The 15,703-nt window shown below is 37.4% G+C and carries 14 protein-coding genes; 12 read left to right on the top strand and 2 right to left on the bottom strand.

The window, feature by feature from the left end; translation table 11 throughout:
- The first annotated feature begins 37 nt into the window (after window positions 1–37).
- The 11 genes from I588_RS20485 to asnB all read left to right on the top strand — a co-directional run bounded on the left by I588_RS20485 (window position 38) and on the right by asnB (window position 11,972).
- Window positions 38–679 carry a lactate utilization protein gene (locus I588_RS20485; protein WP_010758980.1) on the top strand — a complete coding sequence of 214 codons (642 nt, stop codon included), beginning with the start codon at window positions 38–40 and terminating at the stop codon, window positions 677–679.
- A 27-nt stretch (window positions 680–706) separates the two neighbouring features.
- Complete coding sequence (locus I588_RS20480; RefSeq protein ID WP_010758981.1) at window positions 707–979, top strand: response regulator; 273 nt, start codon at window positions 707–709, stop codon at window positions 977–979.
- Between the two features lie 142 nt (window positions 980–1,121).
- The gene (locus I588_RS20475) at window positions 1,122–1,517 is read left to right on the top strand and encodes a BlaI/MecI/CopY family transcriptional regulator (protein ID WP_010758982.1); all 396 of its coding nucleotides are present in this window, start codon (window positions 1,122–1,124) and stop codon (window positions 1,515–1,517) included.
- Window positions 1,498–3,270 (top strand): BlaR1 family beta-lactam sensor/signal transducer, encoded by a 1,773-nt coding sequence (locus I588_RS20470; protein ID WP_010758983.1) that lies wholly within the window; start codon window positions 1,498–1,500, stop codon window positions 3,268–3,270. The genes I588_RS20475 and I588_RS20470 overlap by 20 nt, the downstream gene beginning before the upstream one ends.
- 33 nt (window positions 3,271–3,303) lie before the next feature.
- Window positions 3,304–5,328, top strand: coding sequence for a penicillin-binding protein PBP4(5) (gene pbp4 / locus I588_RS20465; RefSeq protein ID WP_010758984.1), 2,025 nt, complete (start codon window positions 3,304–3,306; stop codon window positions 5,326–5,328).
- 57 nt (window positions 5,329–5,385) lie between these two features.
- Window positions 5,386–5,568, top strand: coding sequence for a hypothetical protein (locus I588_RS20460; protein ID WP_010758985.1), 183 nt, complete (start codon window positions 5,386–5,388; stop codon window positions 5,566–5,568).
- Window positions 5,569–5,773: 205 nt separating this feature from the next.
- Window positions 5,774–6,457, top strand: coding sequence for an alpha/beta hydrolase (locus tag I588_RS20455; RefSeq protein WP_162141134.1), 684 nt, complete (start codon window positions 5,774–5,776; stop codon window positions 6,455–6,457).
- A 154-nt stretch (window positions 6,458–6,611) separates the two neighbouring features.
- Window positions 6,612–7,658: a DUF1002 domain-containing protein gene (locus tag I588_RS20450; RefSeq protein WP_010758987.1), complete on the top strand. Its 1,047-nt coding sequence runs from the start codon at window positions 6,612–6,614 to the stop codon at window positions 7,656–7,658.
- 164 nt (window positions 7,659–7,822) lie between these two features.
- Window positions 7,823–8,659, top strand: coding sequence for a hypothetical protein (locus I588_RS20445; RefSeq protein WP_010758988.1), 837 nt, complete (start codon window positions 7,823–7,825; stop codon window positions 8,657–8,659).
- On the top strand, window positions 8,660–9,691 hold the full coding sequence (locus I588_RS20440; RefSeq protein ID WP_010758989.1) for a hypothetical protein: 1,032 nt from the start codon (window positions 8,660–8,662) through the stop codon (window positions 9,689–9,691).
- A gap of 394 nt (window positions 9,692–10,085) precedes the next feature.
- Window positions 10,086–11,972, top strand: a complete 1,887-nt coding sequence (asnB, locus tag I588_RS20435; RefSeq protein WP_010758990.1) for an asparagine synthase (glutamine-hydrolyzing) — start codon at window positions 10,086–10,088, stop codon at window positions 11,970–11,972.
- Between the two features lie 239 nt (window positions 11,973–12,211).
- Here the strand turns inward: asnB and I588_RS26540 are convergent, their stop codons facing one another.
- Window positions 12,212–13,030 (bottom strand): MerR family transcriptional regulator, encoded by an 819-nt coding sequence (locus I588_RS26540; protein ID WP_010758991.1) that lies wholly within the window; start codon window positions 13,028–13,030, stop codon window positions 12,212–12,214.
- A gap of 98 nt (window positions 13,031–13,128) precedes the next feature.
- On the opposite strand from I588_RS26540, the gene I588_RS27515 reads away from it, so the two are divergent.
- Window positions 13,129–13,485: a hypothetical protein gene (locus I588_RS27515; protein ID WP_010758992.1), complete on the top strand. Its 357-nt coding sequence runs from the start codon at window positions 13,129–13,131 to the stop codon at window positions 13,483–13,485.
- A gap of 63 nt (window positions 13,486–13,548) precedes the next feature.
- Here the strand turns inward: I588_RS27515 and I588_RS20420 are convergent, their stop codons facing one another.
- On the bottom strand, window positions 13,549–15,651 hold the full coding sequence (locus I588_RS20420; RefSeq protein ID WP_010758993.1) for an LTA synthase family protein: 2,103 nt from the start codon (window positions 15,649–15,651) through the stop codon (window positions 13,549–13,551).
- Window positions 15,652–15,703 lie beyond the last annotated feature (52 nt).

Here is a 15,703-nt window from a genome sequence, read left to right as displayed (position 1 = left end):
GGAGAATAAAAGAAAAGAAGAAAAGAGGACGAAAAAAATGCAGGAAGTTCGTCAGCATTATTATAAAACAGCTGGAGAAACATTAAGTAAGAAATTGAAACGCAGAAATTTTCAAGTTATTCTATGTGATTCGTTGGAAGATGCTAAGAAAAAGGCAATAAAGCGTATTGATCCTAAGGCGACCGTTTCTTTTGGAGGTTCAAATACACTAGTTGAATCGGGCATTATCGAGGATCTATATGCTCGAGGACAATCGATTATTGATCGGGAAAAAGCAGAGAGCCTTTCTGAAAGACATCAATTGATGAAGCGAGCTTTAACAGCAGATGTTTTTTTGACCAGTATAAATGGTATTTCTGAAGATGGACAGTTGGTTAACGTGGATAATGTAGGTAATCGAGTAGCCGCTATTACCTACGGACCGGATAAGGTTTTTGCTTTTGTAGGGATTAATAAAGTTTATGGAGATCTAGATACTACCATTTCTATGGTTAGGAAGAAGACAGCACCATTAAATGCTCATCGAATTGGTTTGGAGCATACTCCATGCATAAAAAAAGGAATTTGCGGTGATTGCTTAAACGAAGAATGTATTTGCAATACTATTGCTGTGACCCGAAGATCGTGGGACGCTGAAAGAATTACGATCTTTTTGATTTTGGAACCAGTGGGCTTCTAAACTATTTTAGGTGAAGAAAAACAAACAATGATGAAAAGTTTACTAATTGTAGATGATGAAAAAGAGCTGTTAGACACGCTAAAGGATTTTTTTGAGTTGTCTGAGTACTTGGTATACACGGCAGAAAATGCTCAACAAGCAGAAGCTAGTCTTTCAGTTAAGCCTGATCTAATTTTGCTGGATGTTTCGATGCCTGGTATGGATGGCATTACCTTATGCAGCAAAATTCGCTCTGCTGTCGGCTGTCCTATTATCTTTCTTTCTAGTTATCTGCTTACCTTTTTAACAGTATGCTGTTAACTACTCTTCAAAGAACCAGCGTATAGCTTGATAAGCCTCTGTTTTTAGCTTTTACTTAAGACAGAGGCTTATTTTTTAATTTGTTTTGACAGGCTCAGCAAACTCATTTAAACTACAAGTGTAGTTTAAACGGAGGAAGACGATGAAAGAAGAAATTAATATTACTGAATCCGAGCTGAAGGTTATGGAAGTAGTTTGGGGCCGGGATACCATAAGTTCCAAAGAGATTAATCAACAATTGGAACAGTCTGAAGGCTGGAATCCTAATACCATTCGGACATTACTGACTCGCTTAGAGCAAAAAGAGATCATTACTCACATAAAATGCGGACGCATGTATATTTACAGTGCGCAAGTTCCAAGAGAACGTTTTGTAAAACAGGAGAGTAAGAAATTTATCCAAAAGTTCTTTGATGGCAGGGTAAGTGATTTGGTGATGAATTTTGTGAAAGAGGAAGCTGTAGACCCAAAAGAAATCGAGAGGCTGCAAGCTTTACTCATGGAAAGGAATAATCAAGATGGCTCTACCGACAATTGAGCAATTTTTGTTTAATAATGTATCAGTGATTCTTTATTTCGTGTCTTTGTTGTTGCTGAGAAAAACAATCGGAAACCGCTTGAACCCGAAACTAAGAGGTATTTTCTGGTATCTGCCATTTCTAAGCGTCTTCTTCTTTATTCCTCATCAGCCTTTAGCTAATTTAAAGACCTATTTGCATTATAATTTGCCTATGGTTCGTCTTTTTCAAAATGAGTGGGTAGATGAAATAAAACCTGAATTGATTGGCACCTTGACACCATCGAACAGCCATTGGCTTAATGATTATTCGTTAAGTGCAGGAGCATCTGTAGAAAATTATGCTAAAGGAATACTGATGATCTGGATTGCTGGAATTATCATTAGAGGATTGATTCTCTTATTTTCTTTATACAAATTACACTCCTGGATAAAGGAAGGACAGGTGTTAGAAAGCCTTAAAGTCCAACGCAGTTTAGCCAGAGCGCAAACAAGGTTAAATACTCAGATAAAAGTTACAGTGATAGAATCAAAAAAAATTAAAACGCCTGCTACCAGCGGTTTGCTTCATCCAATTATTTTACTTCCTGACTGTTACAGTGAAACTATCACTGAGGATCACCTAAGCCTAATTTTTATGCATGAGCTAGGACATCACAAAAATAAAGACCTATATCAACAAACGCTACTTTTAATGTTTACAGTACTTTTTTGGTACAATCCTCTCGTATACTGGCTGGCAAGTCTGGCTGAGAAGGATCGTGAGGTTGCCTGTGATTCTCTTGTGCTGTCTCATTTAGAAGAATCAGAAATTATGAATTATGGTCAAGTGTTACTCAGCAGTATTATTCATAGAACGAATAACCAGTTAGCAGGTTTTTCTACGAATAAAAAATCCTTAGCTGAGCGAATTCGATTAATTGCAAGCTACCAACCGAAAAAAGGCCATTTGCACCTTCAATTTCTAACAATTTTGCTAATCATTAGCGGTTTTTTAGTAGCTATTCCGCAAAGTGAAGGTAGTCAAAATGCACCTCCTTTGCCAGCATCCGACATTCTTGAAAGTGTATCTGATGCAACCTTCACAGCAAATAGTCAAAATTCCTTCGTGTTATACGATGAAGCAGTGAATCAGTATTCCATTTACAATGAGTCCGCTGCTTATCAAAGATTTTCACCTGACAGTACCTATAAATTATGGAGTGGATTGTTCGGATTAAAAAAAGGTATAATCAGGCCAGAGCAAAACCAACTAACCTGGGATGGAACGGTGTATCCTTTTCAGGCTTGGAATACCAGCCAAGGCCTAAAAGCTGCCTTGACCAACTCGACTAATTGGTATTTTCAACAGTTAGATGCTCAATTAGGTAAAGCCGAATTAACCAAAAATTTTTCGACTATTCATTATGGCAACGCAAATTTATTAGGCTCAGTTGACAATTACTGGCTGGAATCCTCCTTAAAAATAGCAGCAGTTGAACAAGTGCAGCTCCTTAACAAGCTGTTTAATGATGAGTTGGAATTTTCAACTTCCGATGTTCAGTTCATGAAAGAAGCATTAAAATTGGAATCAGGCACTAATTACACTCTCTATGGGAAAACCGGAACGGGAAAAAAACAGAACCAAGAAAATCGCGGCTGGTTTGTCGGATGGATTGAAACAAGCGAAAATACATATTATTTTGCTTGCCATTTGCAGGGAGAAAAAGTTTCTGGAAAAACTGCCGCCAGTGAGACTTTGCGAATTTTGAAAGAAAAAGCGATTTACGAATAAACTATTATTGTTAACGGAAAGGACTAATTGTCTATGCAAAGAAGTCAAAAAAATAAAAAGAGCAGCAAGCTGCCTTTGATTATTATTGGAGCAGTCGTTTTGCTAGCTGTTGCAGGATTTGGCGGCTACACTGTTTATCATGCCAATCAGCAAAAAAAAGCAGGAGAACAAACAGTTAAAAATTTTATTGCCGCAATTTCAAAAGGTAAATACAACGAGATTCCCAACTATTTGACCGATGCGTCGATTAAAGAAAACGGGTTTACTAAAGACAGCGTGCAGGAGAAATACCAGAACATTTTCACAGGTATTAATGCTTCAAATATCAAAGCTAGCGATATTCAAGTAGAGAAAGCAGACAATGGGTATAAATTCAGCTACAAATTGGCTTTAACCACTGGTTTAGGTAAATTGGACAACCAAAAATATGAAGGAACATTAGCTGAAGGAAATCAGAAAATAAATTGGCAGCCTAATCTGATTTTTCCTGAAATGAGTGCAACTGATAAAATCAGTTATCAAGCTTCATCAGCTATTCGTGGAGAAATTCTAGATCGTAATGAACAAGGATTAGCGGTTAACGGAACCGTTTATCAAATTGGGGTAATCCCTAACCAGTTAGGAACTGGCGATGAACGATCTCAAAAAATTGCAGCTATTGCTGAGGCAACTGGTTCTACCTCTGATGCAATCAACAGTGCTTTAGAACAAGGCTGGGTTCAAGATGACTTTTTTGTCCCATTAAAAACGGTAAGCGAAATGCCAGAGAATGTCCCAGCAGGAGCAGAGGTTCATCAAGCTACTGGGCGAACATATCCTTTAGGTGAAGCCGCTGCACAATTAATTGGTTATGTCGGCAAGGTAACGGCCGAGGATTTGGAAAAAAATGATCAGCTGGCTGCTGAAAGCTTAATTGGTCGAACCGGACTAGAACGCGCTTTAGACAAACAATTGCGGGGACAGGATGGCGGACTGCTAGCTATCGTTGATAAAGATGATTCTCAGAAAAAAGTGCTGCAGGAAGTTAAAAAAACTGACGGTGAAAATATCAAGTTAACAATTGATGCTAAAGCACAACAAATTGCTTACGATTCTTTACAAGGGCAACCTGGGTCCAGTGTAGCCACGGCACCTAAAACCGGTGATTTATTGGCTGTAGTCAGCTCACCTAGCTTTGATCCAAATAAAATGACCAATGGAATTAGTCAAGCCGATTATGATGCCTACAATAATGATAAAAACTTACCGTTTATGAGCCGTTTTGCTACTGGATACGCACCAGGCTCTACATTTAAAATGGTCACTGCTGCAGTCGGTTTAGACTCCGGTACACTTGATCCCAATGAAGAGTTAGCAATTAACGGATTAAAATGGCAAAAAGACAGCTCTTGGGGTGGTTATCAAGTTACTCGAGTAAGTGATGTATCACCAGTCAATTTACGAACGGCATTAGTATATTCAGACAACATTTATATGGCTCAGGAAACCTTGCAAATGGGTGAGAAGACCTTCAGAGAGGGTTTGAATAAATTTATCTTTGGTGAAAAATTAGACTTACCAATTGCGATGGATCCAGCACAAATTTCTAATAAGGATTCCTTTGGTTCTGAAGTATTATTAGCAGATACTGGTTATGGTCAAGGACAATTACTATTAAATCCTATTCAGCAAATTGCGACATATTCAGTATTTCCTAATAACGGTACTTTAGTTTATCCTAAATTGTTGGCCAGTGCTGAAACCAAAACAAAAACGGATGTCGTTTCAGCTGCTACGGTTGAAACACTTAATCAAGATTTACAAGCGGTCGTAAGTGATCCAAATGGAACGGCTAACAGTCTGCAAAGTTTGAATATTCCATTAGCAGCAAAAACTGGAACAGCCGAAATCAAAGAAAAGCAAGATGAAAAGGGTCAGGAGAACAGCTTCTTGTATGCCTTTGATGCCCAGAATCAAGGCTACTCGGTATTAGAATTTCTAGAAAACCGAGCAGATGGTCAATCAGCTACTGAGCTTTCTAAAGAATTATTGACTTATCTTCAGTCGACTTATCAATAAGCACTTGTTCCAACTAGCAAAGATTGGTAATATATTTCAGAAGGACGGTGCAAGAACTTGAACAAGCGACAAAAAAAGAAAAAAGCCTATAAGCAGTATATGCACGACATTTTTGAAGGATATGAAAAAATGTTGGAAGACCCAAAGCTTCCTGAATTAACCTTTCCTTACTTGAAAGAAATAACGATTTTATCAAGAGACAGCGATGGGAAAATTCATTTCACAACAAAAGAGTTGTAATCATAAGGCTAGGACGTAATGTTCTAGCCTTATTTTTGTGTTTTGAAAGAAGCTGTGAAAAAAGGCTTTTTATTCATTTCATGGTAAACTAAGCAATGAGGTGACATCCATGAAGAGGTGGAAAAAAGTGCTTGTCTTTTTTTTAGCAATCATAATTAGTTTAATCAGTATTTTTTTTATCTGGTTTCGACAAAGAGAACAACTATTGAATGAAGTAAAAGTAGAACCACATGCAAAAACCGTTACTTTATTTGTGCCGGGATATGGTGGAAATCGTACTTCATTTGGAGGAGTAGTCTCGCGACTGGATCGTTACAATTTAGGCACTTTCAGTGAGCGTACTTATATCAAAGCAGATGGAAAATTCATGCAGCAAAAGCAGCACGGCTTTGGCGATAATTCCATGGTGCAGCTATTATTTGAAGATAGTCGTAAACCAAAAAAAGAGGTAGAACAGATTTATCCGTATCTACAATATCTAAAGACACAGGGCTTTGATAGAATGAATTTAGTTGGCCATTCGACAGGAGGACCTATGAGTGTAGCGATTTTAACAGCATATCCTAATGATCCTACGATTCCTAAACCAGAAAAATTAATTAGTATTGGCGGAGATTTTCCGCTGCATCCCAGTTCAAGCTATTTAGCTTCGGGAGAAAAATTGCCCAGAGATTTACAGGTTTTAGCAATAGCTGGAAATATTTGGGGGCATCCCACTGATGGACTGGTGAAGGAAACCGAGGTTAAAGCCATTGAACCCGTTGTAAAATCCTATGTTGAAAGTTACCAATTTAGAATTATTGATGGGTCACCATTAACAGCTTTTCATTTTATGCTACATGAAAATCCCGAAATAGATAAAATGATTGCTGAATTTTTGTGGATTTGAGGAAAACTAAAGAAAAACATCCAACCTTGGTCCGATTTTTTTGTTAAATTACTTTTAGGTTGGTAAATAATTACTTAAATCCCAGCGCTATTTTAGCTAGAAAAACAGGAATCAGCTAAAATAAAGCCAGAGAAGCAATAGGAGGACTAAACAAATGAAATTACACAAATATATAATTTTAGCCAGCTTAACATTGTCATTGGGAGTGGGTAGTTTTCAAGCAGCTGCAACAGCTCATGCTACTAGTTCAAACTCTGAAACAGTAATTAATGAACGTTGGGGCAAACCAACTTTTGTCGCGGGGGCTGGATTAAGTCAGCAGCAACTGAATGAAACTATGAATGTATTAGGTATTAATCAGGATAGCGTTAAAACTGAACAAGCAACAGGAGCGGATTTAGTTAAATACTTAGGCTATGGCAGTGGCGATGACAGTGTCATGCTGAGTTCCGTTGTAGTTAATCGAGAAGATCCGGGCAAAGGAATAAATGTAAAAATTTTAACGCCAGAAAATATTACTCAAATTACTGCTGATCAATACAAAAATCCTTTGGTTACTGCTGGTATTTCTGATGCTACAATAAAGGTAGCCAGTGTTGTTAAAGTAACAGGTGAAAGTGCACTGACGGGTGTCTATAAAGCTTTTGAGTCAAATGGCGAAAAGGTTGACCCAGCTCGTGCCCAGTTAGCTCAAACAGAATTGGATACTACTAATGAAGTTTCTCAATCGATTGTAAACAGTGCGAATGAGAACAAACAGCAGCAAGATCTTTCAGCCAGCGATAAAGAAAAAGCTGACGAAGCCTATAAAGCTCAATTGAATCAAACCTTAGTTGATATCAAAAAGGATTTAGCAGATCTTAAAGAAAAACAAGGTGAATTAGCTACTAAAGAGGATGTTCAAAAAATTGTTAATGAAGCCTTGGAAAAAAATAATCTCTCTCAATATATTAGCCAAGATGACATCAATAAATTGGTTTCTTTAGCTGAACAATACCAAACTACTGATGGTGTATTAGATAAAGAGTCTATTGAGCAGTTGGATAAAATCAGTAGTGATTTTAAAGACACTGTTAATAGTCTGTCGGATCAGTTAGGAAAATTTGGTGATTCTTTGAAGGGAACATTGGAGGATAATCAAGGCTTTTTTGCTAACCTATGGCAATCGATCAAAGATTTCTTTGGCAACCTTGGGAATTAATTGATTAATTGTTTGCATTTTATTAATATAATTTAGTGACAGCAAAGATAGAAGCGTTGATCGTCAGGTCAACGCTCTTTTTGGGCCTTTTAAGTCATGAAATCACTTTTTTGCATAAAAAAATGGTACTATGAGATTATAAACCTGCATAAGGAGGCGATCAAATGGAGACGCCAGAAAATCAGCCTGAAACATCCTTTGATTCAGTCAAGGAATCAGCTTCAGTTGTACTAGGAGACTTAATGTCACAGCTGCAACGTCTCGAAGAAGCCATGGAAAGAGAAGACATGGGAAGCGTTTATCAAATTTACTGGAATGAATTACCGGTATCAATTCAACAGTCTAGTAACAAAAATCATGAGATGGACAATTACTTTATCAGTAAGCTGGACAGAGAGTTTATACGGACGTATCCTTTCATGCAATTACGGGAACAAGTAACTCCAGTATTGCTAAACTATCAATTAGGCAGCTATTATCGAGACCGTGCGGTGATCCAGCTGGATGCGACACAACCTTCTGTAATGATTTTGCCTGAGGTGAAAGAACAGTGGAAAAAAGCTGAAGAGGGAACTTACCGGGACGAAATTGTCGCATTACAGGAGCAGGAAAATGATTTTGATGCCAAAATAATTGCTGCTCGTTCAGAGATTGATGAACTGGAGCTGCAAATCCAACAACAAGAACACCAAAAGGCTGAGTTGGAGGAATCCAAGGGTCTGTTAAACCGTAAGAAAATTGATGATGAAATCGATCAATTGAATCGCAAAATTTTAGGACTTCAAGAGGAACACCGCAAATGGCTTCCTTTTGTCAGCAGCGAAGTATCTCGTGAGTCGCAAAAGATTGAGCTAGCTCAGAGAAAAAAAGCTCTTGCCTTGGAGCAAGCAATTGCCTTAAAGGAATTACGGATAATTAACAAACGCTTTGGTTCATTGGAAGAGATGGAAAAACAGCTGCAGCAATTTGTCCAAGTGTTTTTAAACAAGGAGGACAAGTAAATGACAGATGAAAAGAAAACACGGGTAAGTGAACTATATGACACCTTGGTGGAACCTGAAGAAAATGAAGAGTTAACGATTAAAGAAAAAGAGATTTTGCACACAGATGAAGCAGATTTTAATTCCGAGTCTGCTGAAGAACTGCCTGTCCAAGAAAAACCGCTTAGTCGTTCGGTACTTTCCTATTACGATAATCGGGAGAATAATTATCAAGACCTGTTAAATTTGATCCAAGATGCTGAGAAGGAATTAGCTGACTTAAAATTCCGCAAGAAATTAATGGAATCCGATTTTCCAACTTTGCTGAATGATTTTCGGGATGTGTTCTTAAACCGAGAATATGAAGTGTCTGCTATTGCTAAAAGCGCTCTGTTAGAATATTTTACTTTTGAATTGCTGAAGCCTTTGGAAACTCACGAGCTGCAGCTTTCCAGTAATGATTTTTCTACTTGGGAAACCAAGCATTTCACACTTTCTTACCGGCTAATCAATGACAAAGAAATCACTTTTAATTTAATGATGCCTACTTCTGATGGGAAAATCCGCACAGAGAAGATTCATTTAATGACCGTTTATCCTGAAACAATGAAAGTGGTTGTATTAAATGATGCTGTTTTGACATTATTGGCAGATTGCTACCAGCATCATATTTATACAAGTGGACAAAACTCATTATTAAGTTATGAGATGAACATTGTATTCGCTCATATGAAGAGCTTAGGGTTTACATTGGATGACAATTTGTTAGACAATAGCCGACCATTAGACTTGTCCTTTAACTTACCGCATTTAGTGAGTGCTGATACCTTAGATGATATATTTATTACTACCATGAATAATCCTAAATATGATTTTAAGAAAATTGAAGATGATCACTATTTAGTTAAGTTGGAAAATGAACACAAGGTTGAGCTGATTCAGAATGAAGAACAAAATACCACACGGCTAACTTTAAATACAGCTAACAGTAATAAATCCTTAATAGAATTTTTCGGTGCCTATCCATTTTTGGTATCATTAGCTCTAAAATAAAATTCGCTTATCTGCTCGAAGAACAACTAATTATTCCAGCCTAGTAGGATGGTTTAGTTAAATGTTCTTCGGGTATTTTTTTGCAAATAGTTAAATGAATTTTTTATTGCTCATAACAAGGTCAAAAAAAGCATATAAGTTAGTGGCTTTGATAAAGCATTCCGCAAATAATATGGCTTTGATCAATAAATTAGGTATCGGTAAATAATCACACTATGAGACAGTCAAAGAAAATGTGCCTACCAGTTACTTTTCACCCTTTGTAAAAAATTAAGATTTTTTGATAAAATTCCGGGAAAAACTGCGCAAGTCGTGAAAGTCGCGATATCCTATGATATACTTTGAAAGTTGATACCTATGTGTATCTGAGGTTATTTGAAAGAGGGTAGACAGTGTGTGCGGAATTGTAGGATTCGTTGATCGTTCAAATACAACACAAAAAGAGCAAGTCATCAAAGAAATGATGGATACCATTGTTCACCGTGGGCCAAACAGCTCTGGTCAATTTATTGATGAAGGAGTGGCATTGGGCTTTCGTCGGTTAAGTATCATTGACTTAGAAGGCGGCTCACAGCCGATCTATAACGAAGATGAAACAAAAATCATCACATTTAATGGTGAAATTTATAACTACCAATCCATTCGTGAAGATCTAATTGCAAAGGGTCATATTTTCAGAACTCATGCTGATACTGAAGTGTTGCTGCATGGGTATGAAGAGTATGGTGTTGAACTGCTGCAAAAAATTCGCGGGATGTTTGCATTTGTTATTTGGGATACGGAAAAGCAAGAATTGTTTGGTGCACGAGATCATTTTGGGATTAAGCCATTGTACTATGCACAAATGAACGGTACTTTTATGTACGGTTCAGAAATCAAGAGCTTTTTGAAGCATCCAAATTTCGTGAAGGAATTGAATAAAGAAGCTTTGAAGCCTTACATGACTTTCCAATATTCGGCCTTGGACGAAACCTTCTTTAAAAACGTGTACCGCATCAAAGAGGGACACTATTTTACTTATAAAGATGGCGAGCTGAAGATTGAGCAATATTGGGATGTGGATGAAAAGGAAACTGATTTAACCTTAGACGAAACGGTTGATTTAATTGATAAAACGGTGGTTTCTTCAGTGGAAGCTCACCGAATCGCTGATGTTGAAGTCGGCTCTTTCCTTTCCTCTGGAGTGGATTCTAGTTACGTAACTGCTGTGCTGCGTCCGGAACATTCTTATTCCATCGGATTTGGGGATAAGACCTATAATGAATCGGTTGAGGCGAAGAAATTGGCAGAATTAATCAACCTGAACAATACATCACGGGTGGTTACAGGCGATGAAGCCTTTGATTATTTCCCATTGATTCAATATCATTTAGATGAACCAGATTCTAATCCTTCCTGTGTACCATTATATTTCTTGGCTGAATTAGCTAGTCGTGATGTACGAGTAGCATTAAGCGGGGAAGGGGCCGATGAACTATTTGCCGGCTACCAAGCATATGGAATGAATACAAATTCTAAAATGGTAAAAGTAGTGGCAGAAGGCCTGAAAAAACTACCTAAGGGCATGCGTTACAAAATTGGTCGCGGTCTAAAAGGAAAAACTTTCCGTGGTGCCTTGCATCTGTATACTTCTTTAGCACCTGCTGAAGATTTCTTTATTGGCCAAGCCAAAGTATTTGAAGAAGAAGAAGCTGTGGAGTATCTACAACCAACTTATCAGTCGAGTCCAAGCGTTAAGGACATTGTTCAGGTACATTATGATCAAGTGCAAGACATGTCTGAAATTAAAAAAATGCAGTATTTAGATATGCACCAATGGATGCCAAAAGATATTTTGCTAAAAGCGGACAAGCTTTCAATGGCTAGTTCATTGGAGGTCCGAGTTCCATTGTTAGATAAAGAACTAATGAAGGTTTCTGAGCAAGTACCTACCAAATATCTGATTAATGCAGAAAATACGAAATACGCATTTCGTCAAGCAGCCGCTCGTCACTTGCCTGAAGAATGGTACAATCGTGAAAAATTAGGTTTTCCAGTACCAATCAAGGATTGGCTGAGGGAAGAAAAATATTACAAGATTATTCGCAATCTGTTCGAACAGGAATTTGTCAAAGAATTCTTTGATCAAGAAAAAATCTTGAAGCTGTTGGATGATAATTTCGAAGGGAAAGCCGATGGTCGTCGTAAAATTTGGACGATCTATACTTTCTTAACCTGGTATCAAGTATACTTCATCAACGATGGTGAAAAACCTGTACCAGCTCCAATTAGTGTAGCATAGAGAAAAAGCTGCTCCGGTATTTTAGAGACCGGAGCAGCTTTTTTAGTCATTTTTTTATGGTAAAGGGATCTCCATGATAAAAATCGCCGTAATGATAGCCTCGTTCGAACAAGCAATTCCACCGTCTACAGCTAATCTGCTATGAGTTTTCCCACTACGATCATCTACATTTGTGATTTTACGTCCGCCTTAAAAGTGTACGATTTTTATTTATTATAAAGCTCGTGCGTGTAATAGGCTTAAGATGAATAATCAGCTGGTAAGGAACAACGAGCTTCAAACAAAGGAGAATGAGCATTAAATTGGCTTGTTAAAATATCCAATTTAAAAACAACCTTGTCATAATCTTTGTCAGAGAGCTCGGGAAATAGTCTCTCAACTAAATCAGAAGTATTTGTTTCTGTCAGCTTTGAAACATAAGTAGTCTTAGGCATTGTAAAAGTACGATCATAAGAATAGTTTCGCTGATTTTTTTCTAAAGTCAGAAAAAGAAATGACTGATAGTGTTCTCCTGAATATCTTAACATTGTGCCCATTTCATAGACGGGTCGCAGCCCTAAAGATAACACTTCAACATAAGTTTCATTTAACAGTTGATGATACTCATAGCTGTCACTATCAAAGGTTTCTCTAAAGGGGACTAACCAATAGTCTGTTTCAGGAATAGTAATTGTTTGGGCTTCATCAGCTTCAAATAAGCGATCGGAGCGCTGGATTTCTAGCTTTATTTTCTCTAAAAATGCTAAATTATCCTGAAACTGGCGCATTTTTTGATTAGCTAGCTGAATTCCAATCTCAATGATATCGGGCATAGAAATAACGAAGCTCTCTTCAGAAATATATTTTTTCAATTCCTTTAAAGGAATACTCAATTCGGCACAAAGACGAATCGTTTCAACTAAATAAATATGAACTTGAGAATAATAACGATAACCATTTTCTGGATTAACATAGGTTGGCGGCAATATTCCAATGCTTTCATAATAACGTAAGGCTTTCACATGTACCCCAGATATTTTGGCTAATTTACCGATCGTTAACAAATTTTTATAATCCACCTGTTTCCTCCTTGACCTTCCCTTTAAGGGATAGTTTATAACTATGGTATAGCATTTCAAAATAACCTTCAAGTAAAGGACAAAAGGAGCTAAACAGGATGAACAGGATTTTGAGTTATCTTTTAGAAAGGCAAAATAAATCAAATGAGGTAGTAGAAGAAAAGCACATCTTATTAGGCTGTACACCTAATAAGATTTCCGAGTTCATTACATACAAGGATTTTCATATGAACCCTCGGAAAGCGATGGAGAAGTTAACCAGCTTATTAAATAAATCAAGAAAGAAACTAATCATTAATGGAAATCTGCAGGAAGGAACCATTGCTAGACTAATCGCTTTAGCAATAAAAACGAAACGAGAATTTTCGGTAGTGGTTTACGATGGCTATGTATCTTCTGACCATCCTAAACTAGAAAAGTCAGAGGATTTAGCTGTAATTGTAGTGGAAGAGTAGGGCAATAAAAATTTTAGCTTAATTTATCTTGATGTAAATAAAAAATAGTGGGAGTCTGTCCCACTATTTTTGGTATTCAGTATAGGTTTCCGTCCGATAAAGCGGAACGGTTGTTTGTTCGTTGTTTTGACTATAAAGACTAGTTGAATTTTTACCTTTGTCTGACTCAATTTGCAAAAGGCGTTCCAGCTGGTTGTGATAGTCAAAATCTTGTGGATTAATAGATTTCAAGCCGCTTCCTTGATAAAATCGCAGCAAATCGCCGTTATTGATTTTATCAGAGGTCATCAATTGCTCATCGACTGCTTGATTTAGTTTTGTAAACAGCTTTTGCTGCTCGAGATTCGGCTCATCAACTGGCAATCCAGTTTGATTGTCATAAATCTTTCCACCGTAAAAAGTATATTCTGGCGTTACAAAGTCACCATCTCTAAAGGCCACAACTTGCTGGTGCTCTGAAGAAAAAAGATCTTGTCCCAGCATTAAGTAGTCATCAGTAGGAATCCCTAGTAAATGCAGTAACGTTGGCAAAGCATCTACTTGTCCGCCATACGTGTGATTAATTCCCCCGTTCGTTTGTCCGGGAATATGAATCATGAATGGGACACGCTGCATTTGAGCATTGTCAAAATCTCCCCATTCCTCAGAGGACTTGCCTAATAAAGGAGCCAGTTCACTATTACGAGTATTTGAAATGCCGTAGTGATCTCCGTAAAGAACAAAAATGGAATTATCGTACAAACCACTGGCTTTCATATAATCGAAGAATTCCTGCAAAGCTGTATCCAAATAGTTTGCTGTAGCAAAGTAACCATTAATCGTAGAATCACTAGTATTAGCTAAGGGAAATCCATCTTCCTCATTATTAAAACTGGAATAAGGATAATGGTTCGATACAGTAATCATTTTTGCATAAAAAGGCTGCTGTAAGTGTTCTAAATACTGAACCGACTGATTCAAAAACGGCTTGTCGTGCATCCCATATTGGAAAGAATTATCTTCATTAATATCATAGTAGCTGGAATCAAAGAAATAGTCGTAACCTAGATGCTTATAGGTAGCATCCCGATTCCAAAAGCTGGCTGAGTGTCCATGAAAAACGGCCGAAGTATAACCAGCTGTCTGCTGAAGTATATTAGGTGCAGCTTCAAACGTATTCTTATCACCCATTTGGGTAAACAAGGCACCTTGATTTAAACCAAATAAAGAATTCTCCAGCAGAGTTTCTGCATCAGAAGTTTTACCGGCCTTTACCTGATGGAAAAAGTTATCAAAGCTGTAAGTACTTTGATCATGAAACAAGCTATTTAAAAATGGGGTTACAGTATGAGCTTCGCCATTTTCATCAGTCAATTGATAATCGATTAAAAATTGCTGGAAGCTTTCCAAATGAATGTAGACGACGTTTTTACCTTTAGCAATCCCATACATTTGATCATTTGGTGCTGCCTGATGATCGGCCACATAGTCTTCAACTTCTTTTAAATCAGTTGGACTAGCTTCAGCTCGGACCTGGTTATTTTGATAAGTTTGATAGCCATCATAAAAGGTAAAGGCATTAATCCCCAGATATTTCACTAAATGTTCACGAGAAAACTGACGACTCAGCAAGCCAGAACGGTCAATTTCAGCTAAGAAGAGATTCCCGCTGCCAATCAGCAAAGAAACCATTGCTAAGGCCGTGGCTTGGCGTAATCGTGGAACTCGATTATCCATTTTAATCTTTTTCTTCCATAATAAAAGTGGAAGGATAAATAGATCAATAATGTAAAAGACATCATAAATTCTGAACAAACGAACCGCGCTTTCCCCCAGTCCGGTTGAAACCTGCCCAGCTCCTAACAAAGTATTGATAGTGATAAAATCAGTGAACTCTCGATAATAAACGGCATTGGAAAACAGCCAAATGGATAATAAGAAATAAATACCAAATAAGACTGTATAGGCAACCCGAGTACGTTTAATAAATAGCCCGATACTTATCAGCAGCATAGACACACTGATTGGATTAATTAGCAATATGAAGAACTGCAATGGACTTTGCAAAGTAAGATGGAAATCCATTACATAACCGAACATATTTTTTATCCACAGCAATAATAGCAATAAGCTGAAAAAACCAAATCTAGTATTTATAAAGTGTTTGTATTGTTTAATGTGAGACATAGAACGCTCCTTATCTCTGAAAGTGCAATCATTATTTATTCTATAGGTTTTA

The sequence above is a fragment of the Enterococcus pallens ATCC BAA-351 genome, assembly GCF_000407485.1.
GTDB lineage: Bacteria > Bacillota > Bacilli > Lactobacillales > Enterococcaceae > Enterococcus_A > Enterococcus_A pallens.
The sequence above is the reverse complement of the archived record's forward strand: the minus strand, read 5'-3'. Positions and strand labels throughout refer to the sequence as shown.